Origin of the sequence: Streptomyces cynarae, from assembly GCF_025642135.1 — a bacterium.
Lineage (GTDB): Bacteria > Actinomycetota > Actinomycetes > Streptomycetales > Streptomycetaceae > Streptomyces > Streptomyces cynarae.
In genome coordinates this window covers 1,881,338-1,898,675 of the sequence record NZ_CP106793.1, presented here as the reverse complement: position 1 = coordinate 1,898,675, position 17,338 = coordinate 1,881,338, and the positions used below count along the sequence as shown (strand labels likewise).

Genomic DNA, 17,338 nt, shown 5'->3' with positions numbered 1-17,338 from the left:
ATGGACCGCCGCATTTTCGGGCTGGAGAACGAGTACGGCGTCACGTGCACGTTCAGGGGACAGCGCCGTCTGTCGCCTGACGAGGTGGCGCGGTACCTCTTCCGCCGTGTCGTGTCATGGGGCCGCAGCAGCAATGTGTTTCTGCGCAACGGGGCCCGTCTCTATCTCGACGTGGGCTCGCATCCGGAATACGCGACACCCGAATGTGACAACGTGATCGAACTGGTCACCCACGACAAGGCCGGCGAGCGCATTCTCGAGGGGCTGCTGGTCGATGCCGAACGCCGCCTGCACGAGGAGGGAATCGCGGGCGACGTCTACCTCTTCAAGAACAACACGGACTCGGCGGGCAACTCCTACGGTTGTCACGAGAACTATCTGGTGGCGCGGCACGGGGAGTTCTCCCGGCTCGCGGACATCCTGATTCCGTTCCTGGTCACCAGGCAGCTGCTGTGCGGTGCCGGCAAGGTGCTGCAGACCCCGCGCGGGGCGGTGTACTGCGTGAGTCAGCGGGCCGAGCACATCTGGGAGGGTGTCAGCTCGGCGACGACCCGTTCCCGGCCGATCATCAACACGCGGGACGAGCCGCACGCGGACGCGGAGCGTTACCGCCGTCTGCATGTCATCGTCGGCGATTCGAACATGTCCGAGACGACGATGCTGCTGAAGGTCGGCGCGACCGATCTGGTGCTGCGCATGATCGAGGCGGGGACGGTGATGCGTGACCTGACCCTGGAGAACCCGATCCGGGCGATCCGCGAGGTCAGCCATGACATCACGGGCCGCCGCAAGGTGCGCCTGGCCAGCGGCCGGGAGGCCTCCGCGCTGGAGGTGCAGCGGGAGTACTACGAGAAGGCCGTGGACTTCTGCGAGCGCCGCGGTATCCGGACGGGCACGGTCGAGCAGGTACTGGAGCTGTGGGGCCGTACGCTGGACGCGATCGAGTCGGAGGATCTCGACCGGATCGGTACAGAGATCGACTGGGTGATGAAGTACAAGCTCATCGAGCGGTACCGGGCCAAGCACAACATGACGATGTCGCATCCGCGGGTGGCGCAGATAGACCTCGCCTACCACGACATCCACCGTCGTCGTGGCCTGTACTACCTGCTGGAGAAGAAGGGCCAAGCCGCCCGGATCTGCAACGACTTGAAGATCTTCGAGGGCAAGTCGGTTCCGCCGCAGACCACTCGCGCGCGGCTGCGCGGTGACTTCATCCGTCGGGCGCAGGAACAGCGTCGTGATTTCACGGTCGACTGGGTGCATCTGAAGCTCAACGACCAGGCGCAGCGGACGGTGTTGTGCAAGGACCCGTTCCGTTCGGTGGACGATCGGGTGGAGAAGCTGATCGCCGGAATGTGATACCGGGATCTGAGACGCGCGTTTCGCGTGTGTCACCGGAACGCCACACGGGCGCCGTACGTTTGCCGTACGGCGCCCTTCTTTCGCCGTAGAGTTGCGCGCACGCCATCCATCAAGATCGACCGATTGAGGCCCCATCGTGCGCCGACGCTCTCTTCTTCTTGCCGCTGTGCCCGCCGGGCTGGTGACCGTCGCCGGATGCGGTGACGACAAGTCCGGCAAGGGTGCGGGAGGTACCAGTTCGTCCCCCGCGTCCCCCGCGCCCTCGGCGACGTCGGCCGCTCCGCCGCCGAAGATCGTCGAGGGGCCGTTGCCGGCGATCACCGCCGGGACGAAGTTCGACGAGAAGCCGACTGTGGCGAAGGGGTCCGGCTCGCCGTCCAAGGACCTGGCGGTCAAGACGGTGATCGCCGGCGGTGGGCGGACGGTCGCGGAGAACGACTACATCCAGGCGAACTACCTGGGCCAGATCTGGGACACGGCCAAGGTCTTCGACAACTCCTACGACCGCAAGACGCCGCTGGTGATCCAGCTCGCCCAGGGCGGCATCATCGACGGCTGGCGCTATGCGCTGGCGGGGAGGAAGGTCGGCAGCCGGGTGCTGATGGCGGTGCCCCCGACCTGGGGGTACGGCACGCAGGGCAACCCGCAGGCGGGCATCAAGGGCACCGACACGCTGGTGTTCGTGGTGGACGTGCAGAACACGTTCAACGCGAAGAGCTCCGCCAAGGGCGAGACGGTGGCGCAGAGCGACTCCGACCTGCCGAAGGTGGGCACGAACACCGACGGCAAGGCGCCGTCCATCGACCTGCCGAAGGTGAAGCCGCCGACGGGGCTGGTCGCGAAGTACGTCATCGAGGGCGACGGCGACGAGGTCAAGGCGGACAACACCGTTCTCGTTCAGTACAAGGGCGTGCTGTGGGACACCGGCAAGGAGTTCGACTCCACGTACGGCCGTGGCCAGCTGGCGTCCTTCTCGCTCCAGCAGGTCGTCAAGGGCTGGGCGCAGGGGCTGACCGGGAAGAAGGTGGGCAGCCGTGTGCTCGTCGTCATCCCGCCGAAGCTGGGGTACGGCGACAACCCGCCGAGCGGCAGCGGCATCAAGAAGGACTCCACGCTGGTCTTCGTGGTCGACATCCTGGCGAAGATGTGAGCCCTGCGGGGATGTGAGAGTGTCGGTGGTGCCGCAATGGCCTCAACACGAAACAGCAGGAGCTTTTGACGTGAGCATCGAGAAGCCCGAGATCGACTTCCCGGGCGGCGAGCCCCCGGCCGACCTCGAGATCAAGGACATCTGGGAGGGTGACGGCCCGGAGGCCAAGGCGGGCGACACCGTCTCCGTCCACTACGTGGGCGTCGCCTTCTCCACCGGTGAGGAGTTCGACGCCTCCTGGAACCGCGGTACGCCGCTGAAGTTCCAGCTGGGTGTCGGCCAGGTCATCAAGGGCTGGGACCAGGGCGTCCAGGGCATGAAGGTCGGCGGCCGCCGCCAGCTGACGATCCCCCCGCACCTGGCCTACGGCGACCGTGGCGCGGGTGCCCGGATCAAGCCGGGCGAGACGCTGATCTTCGTCTGCGACCTGGTAGCGGTCTGACCGAGGCACCGGTCGCAGACCGCCGCCGGGCCCCGGCCCGGCGGCGGAACCCGTGTCGGCCGCCGGGGCCGACAGGCAGCCGCTGTGCGGGGCCGCGGAAGCGGTCACCCGGCGGCCGCGAAGGTGATCCGGCTGCGAAGCCGCCTCCGGCGGGGGCGGCTTCGCGGTGTGCCTCCGCAGTTTCCGGGGCGGCCGAGGCCGGGTCGGCCGCGGACGGTGCGGGAGGCTGCCTGGAGGCGACCGGAAACGATCGGCTGGGTCCATGCCTGTGCGGGCGTGGGCCCTCGGCTTTTGCCGGGGTGCTCGCGGGCGGTACGGTCGTCCGTCGTAAGCACCATGGGGAGGCGAAGGGCGTCGATGGCCATTGCCAAGGCCGAGCGGCTGATGAATCTGGCGCTGTGTCTGCTCGGGACGCGGCGGCCGCTCAGCAAGCGTGAGCTGCGCGAGTCCATCGAGGCCTATCTGGAAGCAGGGTCCGACGACTCCTTCAACCGCATGTTCGAGCGGGACAAGGACGACCTGCGTGAGCTCGGACTCGTGATCGAGACCGTGGAGAACCTCGAGGGCGAGGTCGGCTACCTGGCGCGCCGCGACAGCAACCGTCTTCCGCCCATCACTCTCGACGCCGAGGAGGCCGCCGCGCTCGGCCTGGCCGCCAAGGTGTGGCAGCAGGCCCGGCTCGCCGGTGCGGCGAGCGGCGCCCTGCAGAAACTGCGCGCCGCCGGTCTGCCCGAGGACGTCGACCCGTACGAGGCCCACGGCGCCCTGGAACCCCGCATCCCCGTGCACGAGGCCGCGTTCGAGCCGCTGATGCTGGCCTGCCGGGACCGCCGCCCCGTCGTCTTCGACTACCGCAAGGCCACCGCCGCCCACCCCGAACAGCGCCATGTCGAACCCTGGGCGCTGGAGTGCTGGCGCGGCCACTGGTACCTGGCGGGCTGGGACCGCGACCGGGGAGCCGAGCGTGTCTTCCGGCTCTCGAGGATCACCGGCAAGGTGCGCAGCCGCGGCGGCGCCTTCGCCGCCCCGGTGCCCGACGTGGTCACCGTCCGTGAGACCGTGGCGAGCTGGGCGGGGGAGACCGCCGACCGTTCGGCGCGGATCCGGCTGCGCAAGGACGCGGGGTACCCCCTTCGGGCGAAGGCCACCTCCGTGCGGGAACTCGGTGACGGCTGGGACGAGTTGGAGATTCCGTACGGGCACGGCCTCGACGCCTGGCTGGTGGAGTTCGGGCCCGACGTGGTGGTCCTGGAGCCGGCGGAGCTGAGGGCCGACGTGGTGGACCGGCTGCGTGCCGTGGCCAAGGGCTGAGGGGGAGAGGTACGACCGTGGCAGGCAAACCGGCCAGGCCGGCGAACGCCATCGACCAGACCCGGCGGATGCTGTCCCTGGTGACGTATCTGCGGGAGCGCCCCGGCGCGCGCGTCGAGGACGTCGCCCGGGCGTTCGGGATCACCGAGGAGGAGCTCGTCTCGGACCTCGACGTGCTGCCCATGTGCGGCACCAGCTTCCGCGGCGGCGACCTCCTCGACATCGACACCGACGGCGAGCGCATCTGGTGGCACAACCCGGCCGCTCTCGGCGCGGAGGCGGCCGAGCCCCTGCGGCTGGCGGCGGACGAGGCGACCGCGCTGCTGGTGGCCGCCCGCGCCGTGGCCACCCTGCCGGGGCTGCGGGAGAGCGACCGGCAGGCGCTGCTGCGCGCCACCGCCAAGGTGGAGACCGCCGCCGGCGAGGCCGCGGGCGCCAGTTCCCGGCTGTCGGTGACGTTCGAGTCCGAGGGCGGTGTCTTCGCCGACGTCGACCGGGCCATCTCCGAGCGTCGCCGCCTGTGGATCCGCTACTACTCGCCGGCCCGCGACGAGGTCACCGAGCGCGAGATCGACCCGATCCGCCTGGTCAGCGTCGGCCACACGTACGTGGAGGCGTGGTGCCGCCGTTCCGAGGCGCGCCGCACCTTCCGGCTCGACCGGGTCGCCGAGATCAAGATCCTCGACGAGCCGTCGGCGCCCCCGGAGGTCGAGCTGCGGGACCTGTCCGAAGGGCTCGTCCAGCCCGCCGCCGAGGACCCCGAGGTGGTCGTCGAGGTCGGACCGGGCGGCCGCTGGGTCGCCGAGTACTACCCGCACGACAGCGCGGATGAGCTGCCGGACGGCGGGCTGCGTATCACCTTGCGGACCCCCGACCCGGCGTCGCTCAGACGGCTGGCGCTGCGGCTCGGACGGGACGGCCGGATCGTGTCGCCGCAGGATCTCGCGGACAGCGCCCGCCGGGCGGCCCGCGAGGCGCTCGCGGCGTACGACGTGCCGGATCCGGTTCAGGACGGGCTGTACGACAGGCAGGAGCAGCAGCTGTGAGCACGTCGGCGATGTCCGGTGCCTCGGAGCAGTCGGAAGCGTCGGCCGGTGCGCCGCAGGCGCCGGGGGCCGCGGAGATGTCGGTGCGGACGGCGTTCGCCGGGATGAGGCGGGTGGCCGACGTGGTGTTCCGGGCCGGCTGCCCGGACTGCCGCGCCCGTTTCGAGCTGGGGGCGAGCGCCCTGCGGCTGGCCATCGGCGCCACCAGCAAGACCACGTTCTACTCCTTCACGTGCCCCGAGTGCGGCGCGTCCGTCCGCAAGCCGGCCGGGGAGCGCATCGTCGAACTGCTCACCGGCGGCGGGGTGCGGACCCTGCGGCTGCACTCGACCCTCTAGGCTCTTACGTCATGTTCTGGCCGATGCTCGCGATCGCTCTGGGGTTCCTGGGGCTCGCCGTTCTGGGTGTGTTCGCCGTCCGGGTCTTCCTGGAGGCCCGGCGCCTCGGGCGGCAGGTCGCCGACTCGGCGCGCCGGATCAACCGTGCCGCGGAGGACCTGGAACGGGCGGCCGTGGGCGCGGCGCGGGCCGCGGACAGGATATGAATCCGCCGCAGCTCGGCGGCAATCCCGCCGCAGCTTCGGCAATCCGCCTCACGCCGCGAATCGCCTCACCGGCTATCCGGCCTCCCGCCGCCGACACGCCTCACGTTCGGCAACCCGCCTCCCGCCGCCGATACGCCTCACGACGGTGATCCGCCTCCCGCCGGTACTGCGGCGCATGCCCTTCTCCGCCGCGCGCCGTACCGCGACGGTGTTCCGTGGATCGGGTAAGAGGGGCCGCAAGAGGCGCAATGAGTCACTTCGCCCTGTCTACTTGCCACCGCGTACAGGTACGCTGCTGGTCGCGGCCCGGAGAACGAGGCGCGGTCCGCAGACCGGGAGTACGCACAGGGATTGCCTCACGTTCACCCCTGAGCGTTACGATCGCTGCACGGTTGTCGGACATTTGTCCGACTGACCGAACAGCACCCCCACCCAATGCCGCCTCGGTGAGAAGGTAAAGACTTATGTTCGGAAGGCTCGGAGCCCCCGAGATCATTCTCATCCTCGTCGTCATCATCCTGCTGTTCGGCGCGAAGAAGCTTCCGGACATGGCGCGCTCCCTCGGCAAGTCCGCGCGCATCCTGAAGAGCGAGGCCAAGGCGATGAAGGAGGAGGGCAAGTCCTCCGCGCCGGCCGGCCCGCCGAACGACGAGCAGCCCCCGGCCCAGCGCACCATCCAGGCCGCTCCCGGCGACGTGACCAGCGCCCGCCCGGTCAACGAGCCGACGGACACGACCCAGCGCTGACGGGAGGACCGGAGTTCCCGGTCCACTGCACGAGATGAGGATGTGGGTTGCTCAAGTCTGCCCGCAAAGAGGAGAGGGACCCCGAGGGGCGGATGCCGCTCGCGGAGCACCTGCGTGAACTGCGCAACCGGCTCGCCAAGGCCATGCTGGCCATCATCGTGGTCACGGTCGTCGCCGCCTTCTTCTACAACGACATCATCAACTTCCTCACCAAGCCGATCCTCGACTCGGTCGGGTGCGGGAAGAGCTTCGAGGAGCTGGCGAGGTCCTCGAGCCACAACCAGCAGTGTGCACGGATCACGATCAACGGTCTGCTCGCGCCCTTCACCCTGGCCCTGCAGGTCTCGCTGATGGCCGGTGTGGTGTTCGCCTCACCGGTCTGGCTCTACCAGCTGTGGGCGTTCGTCGCGCCGGGTCTGCACCGGCACGAGAAGAAGTACGCCTACGGGTTCGTCGGCACCGGTGTCCCGCTCTTCCTCGGCGGCGGGTTCTTCGCCTACAAGGTGCTGCCCACCACCGCGAAGGTGCTGATCGACTTCACACCGTCCGGCGTCGACAACCTGCTGCCGCTGGACGACCTGCTGCAGCTCGTCACGCGCATGGTGGTCGTCTTCGGGCTGTCCTTCGAGCTGCCCCTGCTGCTGATCATGCTCAACCTCACCGGTGTGCTCAGCGGCACGCGCATGCTCGGCTGGTGGCGCGCCATGATCCTGGGCATCACGGTCTTCGCGGCCGTGGCCACCCCCAGCACCGACCCCCTCTCCATGCTGGCGCTGGCCGGGCCGATCTGGGTGCTGTACTTCGGCGCGGTCGCCTTCTCGCTGCTCAACGACCGCCGCAAGCAGCGGCGCGAGGCCGAGGGACCCGCCGACGACGAGGCCTCCGAACTGGATCTCACCCCCGAGGACATCGGCGAGGTCGAGAGCGTCACGGCGAACCGGGCACTGCCCCCGAGCACGGACCGGGTCAACGGGTATGACGACGTGACGTGACCGCGCGGAAGCGGCATGTGAGGTGCTGAACGACGGCCGTGGGGCCCCGCTGAGGACATCGGCGGGGCCCCACGACCGTCCGCGCCCCGGTCCGCGTCCGTGATCCGCATAATGATCGTCCTGTTGTCAGTGGCTCCCGGTACGCTCGAAAGCACGATGACAGAGGACCTCTCCCCGGCCGAGCGGTACGCGGCAGCCCGTAGGCGCGCTGCCGAGCAGGCCACCGCGCTCGCCTCCTTCCGCGAGATGTACGACTTCGGCCTCGACCCCTTCCAGATCGAGGCCTGTGAGTCGCTCGAGGCCGGCAAGGGCGTGCTGGTGGCCGCGCCCACCGGCTCCGGCAAGACGATCGTCGGCGAGTTCGCCGTCCACCTCGCCCTCAAACAGGGCAAGAAGTGCTTCTACACGACACCCATCAAGGCGCTGTCGAACCAGAAGTACAACGACCTGTGCCGCCGCTACGGCACACAGAAGGTCGGCCTCCTCACCGGCGACAACAGCGTCAACTCCGACGCGCCGATCGTCGTGATGACCACCGAGGTCCTGCGGAACATGCTGTACGCGGGCTCGCAGACCCTCCTCGGCCTCGGCTATGTCGTCATGGACGAGGTGCACTACCTCTCCGACCGCTTCCGCGGCGCCGTCTGGGAGGAAGTGATCATCCACCTCCCCGAGTCGGTGACGCTGGTGTCGCTGTCGGCGACCGTGTCCAACGCGGAGGAGTTCGGCGACTGGCTGGACACCGTCCGCGGCGACACGGAAGTGATCGTCTCCGAGCACCGGCCCGTGCCGCTGTTCCAGCACGTGCTGGCCGGCCGCCGGATGTACGACCTGTTCGAGGAGGGCGAGGGGCACCGGAAGGCCGTCAACCCCGACCTCACGCGCCTGGCCCGCATGGAGGCCAGCCGCCCCATGTTCCAGGACCGCAGGCGTGGCCGTGCCATGCGCGAGGCCGACCGCGAACGGGAGCGCAGACAGCGCGCCCGGGTGTGGACACCGAGCCGGCCCGAGGTCATCGAACGGCTGGACGCCGAGGGCCTGCTGCCCGCGATCACGTTCATCTTCAGCCGCGCCGCCTGCGAGGCCGCCGTCCAGCAGTGCCTCTACGCCGGCCTCAGGCTCAACGACGAGGAGTCGCGGGAACAGGTGCGCGCCCTCGTCGAGGAGCGCACGGCCTCCATCCCTCCCGAGGACCTGCACGTCCTCGGCTACTACGAGTGGCTGGAAGGCCTCGAACGCGGCATAGCGGCCCACCACGCGGGCATGCTGCCCACGTTCAAGGAGGTCGTCGAGGAACTGTTCGTCCGCGGCCTGGTGAAGGCCGTGTTCGCCACCGAGACCCTCGCGCTCGGCATCAACATGCCCGCGCGCTCCGTGGTGCTGGAAAAGCTCGTCAAGTGGAACGGCGAACAGCACGCCGACATCACCCCCGGCGAGTACACCCAGCTCACCGGCCGCGCCGGCCGCCGCGGCATCGACGTCGAGGGCCACGCGGTGGTGCTGTGGCAGCGCGGCATGAGCCCGGAGCACCTCGCGGGCCTCGCCGGGACGCGCACCTACCCGCTGCGCTCCAGCTTCAAGCCGTCGTACAACATGGCCGTCAACCTGGTCGAACAGTTCGGCCGGCACCGCTCCCGCGAACTCCTCGAGACCTCCTTCGCGCAGTTCCAGGCAGACAAGTCGGTCGTCGGCATCTCCCGCCAGGTGCAGCGCAACGAAGAGGGCCTCGAGGGCTACAAGGAGGCCATGACCTGCCACCTCGGGGACTTCGAGGAGTACGCACGGCTGCGCCGCCAGCTCACGGATCGCGAGACCGAGCTGGCCCGGCAGGGCGCCGCCCAGCGCCGCGCGGAGGCCGTCGTCGCCCTGGAGAAGCTCAAGCCAGGCGACATCATCCACGTCCCCACCGGTAAGTACGCGGGCCTGGCCCTGGTCCTCGACCCCGGCCTGCCCGCCGGCCGCTCCAACGGCCACCGGGGCCTGGAGTACCAGGACGGCCCGCGCCCGCTCGTCCTCACCGCCGAACGGCAGGTCAAGCGGCTGGCCGCGATCGACTTCCCGGTACCCGTCGAACCGCTGGAGCGGATGCGGATCCCCAAGTCCTTCAACCCGCGCTCACCGCAGTCCCGCCGGGACCTCGCCTCCGCGCTGCGCACCAAGGCCGGGCACATCCCGCCGGAGCGGCACCGCAAGCGGCGCTCCCAGGCGGCCGACGACCGTGAGATCGCCCGGCTGCGCTCCGCGCTCCGCGCCCACCCCTGCCACGGGTGCAACGACCGTGAGGACCACGCCCGTTGGGCCGAGCGCTACCACCGGCTGCTGCGCGACACCAAGCAGCTGGAACACCGCATCGAGGGCCGGACGAACACGATCGCGCGTACGTTTGACCGGATCGTGGCGCTGCTCACCGAACTGGACTACCTGCGCGGCAACGAGGTGACCGAGCACGGCAAGCGGCTCGCCCGGCTCTACGGCGAACTCGACCTGCTCGCCAGCGAATGCCTGCGCGAACGCGTCTGGGAGGGTCTCGCCCCCGCCGAACTCGCCGCGTGCGTCTCCGCGTTGGTGTACGAGGCCCGGGTCGGCGACGACGCCATGGCGCCGAAGCTGCCCTCGGGCAAGGCCAAGGCCGCGCTCGGCGAGATGGTACGGATCTGGGGCCGTCTGGACGCCCTGGAGGAGGAGTTCCGCATCAACCAGACCGAGGGCGTCGGCCAGCGCGAACCCGACCTCGGGTTCGCCTGGGCCGCGTACATGTGGGCCAGCGGGAAGGGGCTGGACGAGGTCCTGAACGAGGCGGAGATGCCGGCCGGTGACTTCGTGCGGTGGTGCAAGCAGGTGATCGACGTCCTGGGGCAGATCGCGGCGGCTTCTCCTGTGGAGGGCTCGACCGTGGGCAAGGCCGCGCGTAAGGCGGTTGATCAGTTGCTGCGGGGTGTTGTCGCCTACTCGTCGGTGGGGTGAGAGTAGTCGGGCGGGTGCGGGTCGTCCGTGGTTGCTCGCGCCCGCGCGGCGGAGCCGCGCCATGTCACAGCCCCCGCGCCCCTTCAGGCCTGTTGACCCTGCCTCCGAGTTGCATACGTCCGCCAGCTGCCGTACTCCGTGATGTCCTCGGTGTCGGTCAAGGCGCTGGGTTCGCACAAGAAGCCCGGGACCCGGCTTCCATCCGCCAGTTCCACGCTGCCCAGCGTCATCGGGCGGGGCAGAGCGGTGAGCAGGCGGCCCAGCCCCTCTGCGGGCAGGCGCCAGACCTCCGTCTCGATCGCCGCTCCGCCCTCGCCGACGTGCACCAGGCCCGGCTTCGGCGGGTCGGTGCGCAGGGCGTGCAGGCGGTAGACGGGGGCCGTGGTCGTCGTACGGTCCAGCCGCGCGCCCAGTGCCAGGAGTTGGGGGTTCAGGGGCTGCCCGACAGGTGTGCGCCCACCACGGCCACAGACGTCTCCGGTTCCAGCACTCGGGCGATCCGGGCCAGCCGTTCGTCCGTGAACGCCGGGCCGATCAGCATGACGCCGAACGGCAGTCCGTTCACCTCGCCCGCCGGTACGGCCACCGCCGCCAGATCGAACAGGTTCGTGGAGTTGGTGAAGCGGCCCAGACGGGCGTTGACGCCCAGCGGGTCCGCGGCGACCTCGGCGAGCGTGGGGTGGCCCGGGGCGGTGGGCAGCAACAGGGCATCCGCGTCGGCCAGTTCCGCCAGGGCACGGGCCCGCAACGCGGCCAGGCGGCCTGGTCGGCGAAGAGCCGGTGGGCCGGGACGTCGCGGGCGCGGGCGATGATGCCGGCGACCGTCGGGTCGAGGCCCGCGCCACCCTCGGCGATCAACTTGTCGACAAAGCCCCCGACCGCCGTATAGCGCTCCGCCACGAACGCGCCCTCGTACAGCATCGCGGCCGCCTGCGTGAAGGGAGCCAGGTCGATGCTTCGCACCTCGGCGCCCGCGTCGGCGATCCGGGCGACCGTGGCGTCGTAGGCCTCCGCCCAGCCCTCGTCCAGTTCGCCGAGGTCGGCGAGCGGTGGGACCGCGATGCGCCACGGGCCCGGGGCCCGCTGGGGGAGCGGCGGGAGCGCGCGATCGGGCGGTGCGGCCATGTGGGCCAGGGCCTGCTCGGCCTCCGGGAGCGTACGGGCGAACACCGTGACGCAGTCGATCGAGGCGCAGGCCGGTACGACACCGGTCGTGGGGACGAGGCCACGGGTGGGCTTCAGGCCGACGATGCCGTTGAAGGCGGCCGGGACGCGGCCGGAGCCCGCGGTGTCGGTGCCCAGGGCGAAGTCGACGATGCCCAGCGCCACCGCCACGGCTGAGCCGGAACTGGAGCCGCCGCTGATCCTTGCTGGATCGCAGGCGTTGCGGACAGCGCCGTAGGGGGAGCGCGTTCCCACCAGACCGGTTGCGAACTGGTCCAGGTTCGTCGTGCCGATCACTATGGCGCCGGCTTCGCGTAGGCGTGCCACGGCCGGGGCGTCTTCTTCGGGTGTGTACGCGTAGGCCGGGCAGCCTGCTGTGGTGGGCAGGCCCTCGACGTCGATGTTGCCCTTCGCCGCGAAGAGCCTGCCGGCCAAGGGGAGGTGTTCGCCTGCGGCCACTCGGGCGTCAACGGCGCTTGCTTCGGCCTCCACCGCTTCCCTGGGGCGGAGATCGATCCAGATTTCGGGGCGGTTGACGGTTTCCGCACGCGCGTAGGCGAGGCGGACTCGGGTGAGGGTCGACATGTGTGCTCCTGAGCTGAGGCGGGTTGGTCGGCAGACCACCGGCCGGGTTTCATGGCGCCGTGGGCTGCAGTGGCGCGAGGACCAGTAGTGGCGTGCCCGCCTCCACCTGGGCGCCCGGCTTGGTGAGGAGTTCCGTCACCACGGCGTCGACCGGCGCGTGCACCCTCGACTCCATCTTCATCGCCTCCAGGGCCAGCAGGGGCTGTCCTGCCGTCACCTCGTCGCCCGGCTCCACGTTCACCTGCCACACGGACGCGGCGAAGTCGGCCTCCACGAGCCGGCCGCCCGGCGGAACCGTCACCTCGGACCGCGCCGCGGGTACGGTCGTCGTCTCCGCTCGGGCGAACTCGCCCGACGCCTCCCAGGCGGCGCGTTCCGCGGCGAAGGCGGCCTGCTGACGGGCCCTGAACCCGGCGATCGCCGCGGCGTTCCCGGTGAGGAACGCCTCGTACTCCGCCAGGGAGAACACGCCCTCCTCGATACGCGGCACGAAGCGGCCCGAGACGATGTCCGCGCGGAGTTCGAGCAGTTCCTCCGCGCTCACCGGGTACCACTTGATGCGGTCGAAGAAGCGGAGCAGCCACGGGGAGCCCGGCTCGAAGGCGCCCCGCTGCTGCCATCCCGACCAGACCTGTGTCGTGCGGCCCACGAACTGGTAGCCGCCGGGGCCCTCCATGCCGTACACGCACAGGTAGGCGCCGCCGATGCCGACCGAGTTCTCGGCGGTCCAGGTGCGGGCCGGGTTGTACTTCGTGGTCACCAGGCGGTGGCGCGGGTCCAGCGGTGTGGCCACCGGGGCGCCCAGGTAGACGTCGCCCAGGCCCAGGACCAGGTACTCGGCGTCGAAGACCGTGCGGTGGACGTCCTCCACCGATTGCAGGCCGTTGACGCGACGGATGAACTCGATGTTCCAAGGGCACCAGGGAGCGTCGTCGCGGACGCCCGCCATGTAGCGGGCGATGGCCTCACGGGTGGCCGGGTCGTCCCAGGACAGGGGGAGGTGGACCGTGCGGGACGGGACGACCAGTTCGTCGGTGGGAGGCAGGGCCGCGACCAGCTCTCTTACGGACGCGAGCAGTTCGGGTTGGGCGAGCCGGCGCGGGTCGGTCTGGATCTGGAGGGAGCGGATGCCGGGGGTGAGATCGGTGACCCCGTCCAGGCACGCCTGCGACACCGCCTCCATCAGCGCGTGCACCCGCATCCGCAGCGCCAGGTCCAGCCGCATGGGCCCGAACTCGACCAGCAGGTTGTCGTCGCCGCTGCGCCGGTATGTCACATCGCCGTCCCGGGCCAGTACGCCGCCGTCCACGATGGCGGGCCGGGGCGTGCCGTCGTCGGCCAGCGGTGCGAAGCGGACGGTGTCGCCCGGGCGCAGCTGGCCGAGCTTCCAGCGTTCCCGGGTGGGCACGGTCGCCGGGCAGACGAAGCCGCCGAGCGACGGGCCGTCCGGCCCGAGCAGGACCGGCATGTCGCCCGTGTAGTCGACGGCGCCTACCGAGTACGGCGTGTCGTGGATGTTGGACGGGTGCAGGCCCGCCTCGCCGCCGTCCGGGCGAGCCCAGCGCGGCTTGGGGCCGACCAGGCGTACTCCGGTGCGGGCCGAGTTGAAGTGGGCCTTCCACTCGGCGGCGTAGAAGTCGTGGATGTCGTCCTCGGTGAAGAACTCCGGTGCCGCGTGGGGGCCTTCCAGCGCTCCCAGCAGCCACGACGAGGTGAAGGCCGGGCGGTCGGCGGCCGGCACCGGGGAACCCGTCGTCACCGTGCCGCCGTGCAGGACGTCTCCCGTGCGCAGCGCCCGGCCGCCGTGGCCGCCGAACCGGCCCAGGGTGAAGGTGGCCGTGCTGCCGAGGAAGGCGGGCACGTCCAGGCCGCCGCCCGCGAAGAGCACATACGTCCGCAGCCCGTGCTCGGAGGGCGCCCCGACCTCCAGGACCGCGCCCGCCGGCACCGTCACCGGCTCCCACTGCGCGACCGGCGTGCCGTCCACCGTGACCGGTGCCGGGGCGCCCGTGACGCACACGGTGGTGGCGTGCGTGAAGCGCAGGGTCGGCCCCTGGAGCGTGCACTCCAGGCCGGGAGCTCCCTCCGCGTTGCCGAGCGCCCGGTTGCCGAGCCGGAAGGACAGGTCGTCCATCGGGCCGCACGGGGGCACGCCGACCTGCCAGTAGCCGGTGCGGCCCGGCCAGTCCTGCACGGTGGTGAGGGTTCCGGCCGCCACGACCTCGATACGCGGGGTGGGGTCCGTGACGCCTGCGAGGGTCGCCGTGGAGTGCGTGGCGGACCGGAAGGCGTCGGCCGCGAGGGCCGCCCGGATCTGGCCCAGGTTGGTCTCGATACCGTCGATCCGAGTGCGGGCCAGGGCCTCGTCCAGCCGCCGCAGCGCGTGCTCCCGGTCCGGGCCGTACGCGATCACCTTGGCGAGCAGGGGGTCGTAGGAGGTGGTGACCTCCGTGCCCGTCTCGACCCAGCCGTCCACGCGCACGCCCTGCGGGAACTCGACCCGGGTGAGCAGTCCGGCGCCGGGCCGGTGGTCGCGGGAGGGGTCCTCGGCATAGAGGCGGGCCTCGACGGCGTGGCCGCGGGGCGCGCCCGGGTCCCGTACGACGCCGTGGTCGCCGCGCGCCAGGCGCAGCATCCAGGCGACCAGGTCGACGCCGTACACCTCCTCGGTCACCGGGTGCTCGACCTGGAGGCGGGTGTTGACCTCCAGGAAGTACGCCTCCTCGCGGGCCGCGTCGTACACGAACTCGACGGTGCCGGCGGACCGGTAGCCGACGGAGGCGCACAAGTCACGGGCTGATTCGGTGAGTCGCCGCCGTATGCGGGGCGGGAGCTCCGGCGCCGGTGCCTCCTCCACGACCTTCTGGTTGCGGCGCTGGAGGGAGCAGTCGCGGTCGCCCAAGGTGACGACCTTCCCCGCGCCGTCCCCGAAGATCTGCACCTCGACATGGCGGGCGTGCTCGACGAGCCGCTCCAGGAAGACACCGGCCGTGGAGAAGGAGGCGGCGGCGACCCGCTGCACCCGCTCCCACGCCTCGGTGAGTTCGCCGGCGGATCGGCATGCCGACATACCGATGCCGCCGCCCCCGCCGGTGGCCTTGAGCATCACCGGGTAGCCGATCGTGTCGGCCTGGTCGAGCGCCTCGTCCAGGGAGGCGAGCAGGCCCGTGCCCGGGGCCAGCGGTACCCCCGCCGCCAACGCCGCCGCCCGCGCGGTGTGCTTGGTGCCGAACAGCTCCAGTTGTTCGGGGGTCGGGCCCACGAACACGATCCCGGCGTCCTCGCAGCGGCGCGCGAACGCCGCGTCCTCGGACAGGAAGCCGTAGCCGGGGTGGATCGCCCCGGCGTCCGTGTCCTTGGCGGCCTTCAGGACCAGGTCCGGATCGAGGTAGGACTCCCTCGCGGGCGCCGGGCCCAGCCGTACCGCCCGGTCGGCGAGTCGGACGTGGGGCGCCGAGCGGTCCGCGTCGGAGTACACCGCGACCGTGCGCAGGCCGAGCTCGCGGGCCGTGCGCAGGATCCGGACGGCTATCTCGCCCCGGTTGGCGACCAGCAGCGTGTCGAAGCTCATGCGCCGTCCCCCCGGCCCGCTTCGATCGTCATCTCCACCGCCGTCGGCTCGAAACCGTTGCACGGGTTGTTGATCTGGGGGCAGTTGGAGACGAGCACGAGGACGTCCCGCTCCGCCCGCAGGGTCAGCGAGAGGCCGGGGGCCGAGATGCCGTCGACGATGCCGAGGGTGCCGTCCTTCTCGACGGGAACGTTCATGTACCAGTTGATGTTGGACACCAGGTCGCGCTTGCCGAGGCCGTACTTGACGCCCTCCGCCAGGAAGTTGTCCACGCAGGCGTGCTGCGACCAGGTGTGGTGGCCGTACCGCAGCGTGTTCGATTCCTTGGAGCAGGCGCCGCCGACCGTGTCGTGGCGGCCCACGTCGTCCGCGACGACCGTCATCAGCGGGGTGTGCTCGTTGGACAGCAGCACACTGCCCGTGGTCAGGAAGATGGTGCCCTGCGCCTGGATCGTGTCGGGGGCGCTGTAGCGCACGGACGTGTCGTGTGCGTCGTAGACGAGGAAGTCGACGGCCTGGTTGCCGTACAGGTCGGTGACGGTCAGCGTCTCGCCGGTGCGCACGACGGACGACCAGGCGGCACGGGCCGGAACGACGGTTTTCACGTTCTTCATGCGAGCCCCCTCGCGGCGAGGAATTCGGCGGTGTTCAGGAAGGCACGGCGGCTCTCGGGGGTGGTCTCCCACAGCTGGTCGCCGGGGCGGGTCGCCTCCGAGCGCCAGGCGAGGACCTCCAGCGGGGTGCACACGTAGTCCGGGCGCGGGTCGACCGGGTGGGGGACGTTGGCGATGAGCACCGTGACGTCCTGCTCGGCTCGCAGGGTGACGCTGCCGCCCGGGCCGGCGGAGCCCGTGAAGTCGAGGGCGCCGTCCTCGCGGATCTCCACGCCTTGGAAGAACGACAGCGACGGCGGCAGGTCGCGCGGCTCCAGCCCGTTCTTCGCGGCGGCCAGCTTGAACAACTCGCGTCCGGCGGGGGACGCGGACTGCGGGGTGCCGTCCCCGTAGCGCTCGGTGTTGCGGACGAGCGTGGAGGTGCCGCACAGGGCGTCGTGCCGACCGGAGGTGTCCGCGACGACCGATGCGAGGACGCGGCCCTGGTCGGACAGGAGCAGGCGCCCCTCACCGAGATACGCGTTCCACTGCACCTTGACCGTGTCGGCCACGTTCAGCCGCTCCCACGGGCGGTCGGCGACGAACAGCAGCAGATGGGCGCAGGCGTCGCCGAGCAGATCCGTCAGCCGCAACTCGGTGCCGCGGGCCAGCACGCGGTGCGTGTAGTTGCCGCCCGCCACGGTCTCCGCCCACACCAGGTGGCCCGCCTCACAGGGCGGCGCCGGCCAGGCGCTCGCCGGCACGACGGGCATGGCTTCGGCTCGGGCGCCCTCCTGTGCCCGGGCGTGGTCGCGTGCTCCGTAGGTGGTCGCTGTCGCCATCGCGGGACCTTTCGGGGTCGGGT

At 70.9% G+C, this 17,338-nt stretch carries 13 protein-coding genes and 1 pseudogene; 10 read left to right on the top strand and 4 right to left on the bottom strand.

The genetic code is table 11. The features are described from left to right. The 10 genes from pafA (at position 1) to N8I84_RS08925 (ending at position 10,560) form a co-directional block, all read left to right on the top strand. Complete coding sequence (pafA, locus tag N8I84_RS08970; RefSeq protein ID WP_019754142.1) at positions 1-1,362, top strand: Pup--protein ligase; 1,362 nt, start codon at positions 1-3, stop codon at positions 1,360-1,362. A gap of 139 nt (positions 1,363-1,501) precedes the next feature. Then, positions 1,502-2,515 (top strand): FKBP-type peptidyl-prolyl cis-trans isomerase, encoded by a 1,014-nt coding sequence (locus N8I84_RS08965; RefSeq protein WP_263229034.1) that lies wholly within the window; start codon positions 1,502-1,504, stop codon positions 2,513-2,515. A 70-nt stretch (positions 2,516-2,585) separates the two neighbouring features. Further along, the gene (locus tag N8I84_RS08960; protein ID WP_103839080.1) at positions 2,586-2,957 is read left to right on the top strand and encodes an FKBP-type peptidyl-prolyl cis-trans isomerase; all 372 of its coding nucleotides are present in this window, start codon (positions 2,586-2,588) and stop codon (positions 2,955-2,957) included. A gap of 357 nt (positions 2,958-3,314) precedes the next feature. After that, entirely contained in the window at positions 3,315-4,268 is a 954-nt protein-coding gene (locus tag N8I84_RS08955) for a helix-turn-helix transcriptional regulator (RefSeq protein WP_263229033.1), read from the top strand. 17 nt (positions 4,269-4,285) lie between these two features. Beyond that, a complete protein-coding gene (locus N8I84_RS08950; RefSeq protein WP_263229032.1) occupies positions 4,286-5,314 on the top strand; it encodes a helix-turn-helix transcriptional regulator in 1,029 nt (342 codons plus the stop codon). A 77-nt stretch (positions 5,315-5,391) separates the two neighbouring features. Continuing rightward, positions 5,392-5,652 (top strand): CpXC domain-containing protein, encoded by a 261-nt coding sequence (locus N8I84_RS08945; protein WP_236041782.1) that lies wholly within the window; start codon positions 5,392-5,394, stop codon positions 5,650-5,652. Positions 5,653-5,663: 11 nt separating this feature from the next. After that, on the top strand, positions 5,664-5,858 hold the full coding sequence (locus tag N8I84_RS08940; RefSeq protein ID WP_263229031.1) for a hypothetical protein: 195 nt from the start codon (positions 5,664-5,666) through the stop codon (positions 5,856-5,858). A 464-nt stretch (positions 5,859-6,322) separates the two neighbouring features. After that, complete coding sequence (gene tatA / locus N8I84_RS08935; RefSeq protein WP_200421327.1) at positions 6,323-6,604, top strand: Sec-independent protein translocase subunit TatA; 282 nt, start codon at positions 6,323-6,325, stop codon at positions 6,602-6,604. A gap of 47 nt (positions 6,605-6,651) precedes the next feature. Further along, a complete protein-coding gene (gene tatC / locus N8I84_RS08930) occupies positions 6,652-7,596 on the top strand; it encodes a twin-arginine translocase subunit TatC (RefSeq protein ID WP_263229030.1) in 945 nt (314 codons plus the stop codon). 111 nt (positions 7,597-7,707) lie between these two features. Next, positions 7,708-10,560 (top strand): DEAD/DEAH box helicase, encoded by a 2,853-nt coding sequence (locus N8I84_RS08925; RefSeq protein ID WP_263234706.1) that lies wholly within the window; start codon positions 7,708-7,710, stop codon positions 10,558-10,560. A gap of 83 nt (positions 10,561-10,643) precedes the next feature. Here the strand turns inward: N8I84_RS08925 and atzF are convergent. From atzF to N8I84_RS08905, 4 genes and pseudogenes are all read right to left on the bottom strand, one after another. Further along, positions 10,644-12,309 (bottom strand): annotated as a pseudogene (gene atzF, locus N8I84_RS08920) (allophanate hydrolase). Between the two features lie 49 nt (positions 12,310-12,358). Beyond that, positions 12,359-15,880 (bottom strand): 5-oxoprolinase/urea amidolyase family protein, encoded by a 3,522-nt coding sequence (locus N8I84_RS08915; protein WP_263229029.1) that lies wholly within the window; start codon positions 15,878-15,880, stop codon positions 12,359-12,361. Next, entirely contained in the window at positions 15,877-16,494 is a 618-nt protein-coding gene (locus N8I84_RS08910; RefSeq protein WP_263229028.1) for an urea amidolyase associated protein UAAP2, read from the bottom strand. Before N8I84_RS08910 ends, N8I84_RS08915 begins: the two co-directional genes overlap by 4 nt. Further along, positions 16,491-17,315, bottom strand: coding sequence for an urea amidolyase associated protein UAAP1 (locus N8I84_RS08905; protein WP_263229027.1), 825 nt, complete (start codon positions 17,313-17,315; stop codon positions 16,491-16,493). The genes N8I84_RS08910 and N8I84_RS08905 overlap by 4 nt, the downstream gene beginning before the upstream one ends. Positions 17,316-17,338 lie beyond the last annotated feature (23 nt).

Excerpts from the sequence above, each read along its gene's own strand:
- N8I84_RS08905 (WP_263229027.1), bottom strand. The coding sequence starts at position 17,315 with ATGGCGACAGCGACCACCTACGGAGCACGCGACCACGCCCGGGCACAG.
- pafA (WP_019754142.1), top strand. The coding sequence starts at position 1 with ATGGACCGCCGCATTTTCGGGCTGGAGAACGAGTACGGCGTCACGTGC.
- N8I84_RS08940 (WP_263229031.1), top strand. The coding sequence starts at position 5,664 with ATGTTCTGGCCGATGCTCGCGATCGCTCTGGGGTTCCTGGGGCTCGCC.
- tatA (WP_200421327.1), top strand. The coding sequence starts at position 6,323 with ATGTTCGGAAGGCTCGGAGCCCCCGAGATCATTCTCATCCTCGTCGTC.
- N8I84_RS08910 (WP_263229028.1), bottom strand. The coding sequence starts at position 16,494 with ATGAAGAACGTGAAAACCGTCGTTCCGGCCCGTGCCGCCTGGTCGTCC.
- N8I84_RS08955 (WP_263229033.1), top strand. The coding sequence starts at position 3,315 with ATGGCCATTGCCAAGGCCGAGCGGCTGATGAATCTGGCGCTGTGTCTG.
- N8I84_RS08915 (WP_263229029.1), bottom strand. The coding sequence starts at position 15,880 with ATGAGCTTCGACACGCTGCTGGTCGCCAACCGGGGCGAGATAGCCGTC.
- N8I84_RS08925 (WP_263234706.1), top strand. The coding sequence starts at position 7,708 with ATGATCGTCCTGTTGTCAGTGGCTCCCGGTACGCTCGAAAGCACGATG.
- N8I84_RS08945 (WP_236041782.1), top strand. The coding sequence starts at position 5,392 with ATGTCGGTGCGGACGGCGTTCGCCGGGATGAGGCGGGTGGCCGACGTG.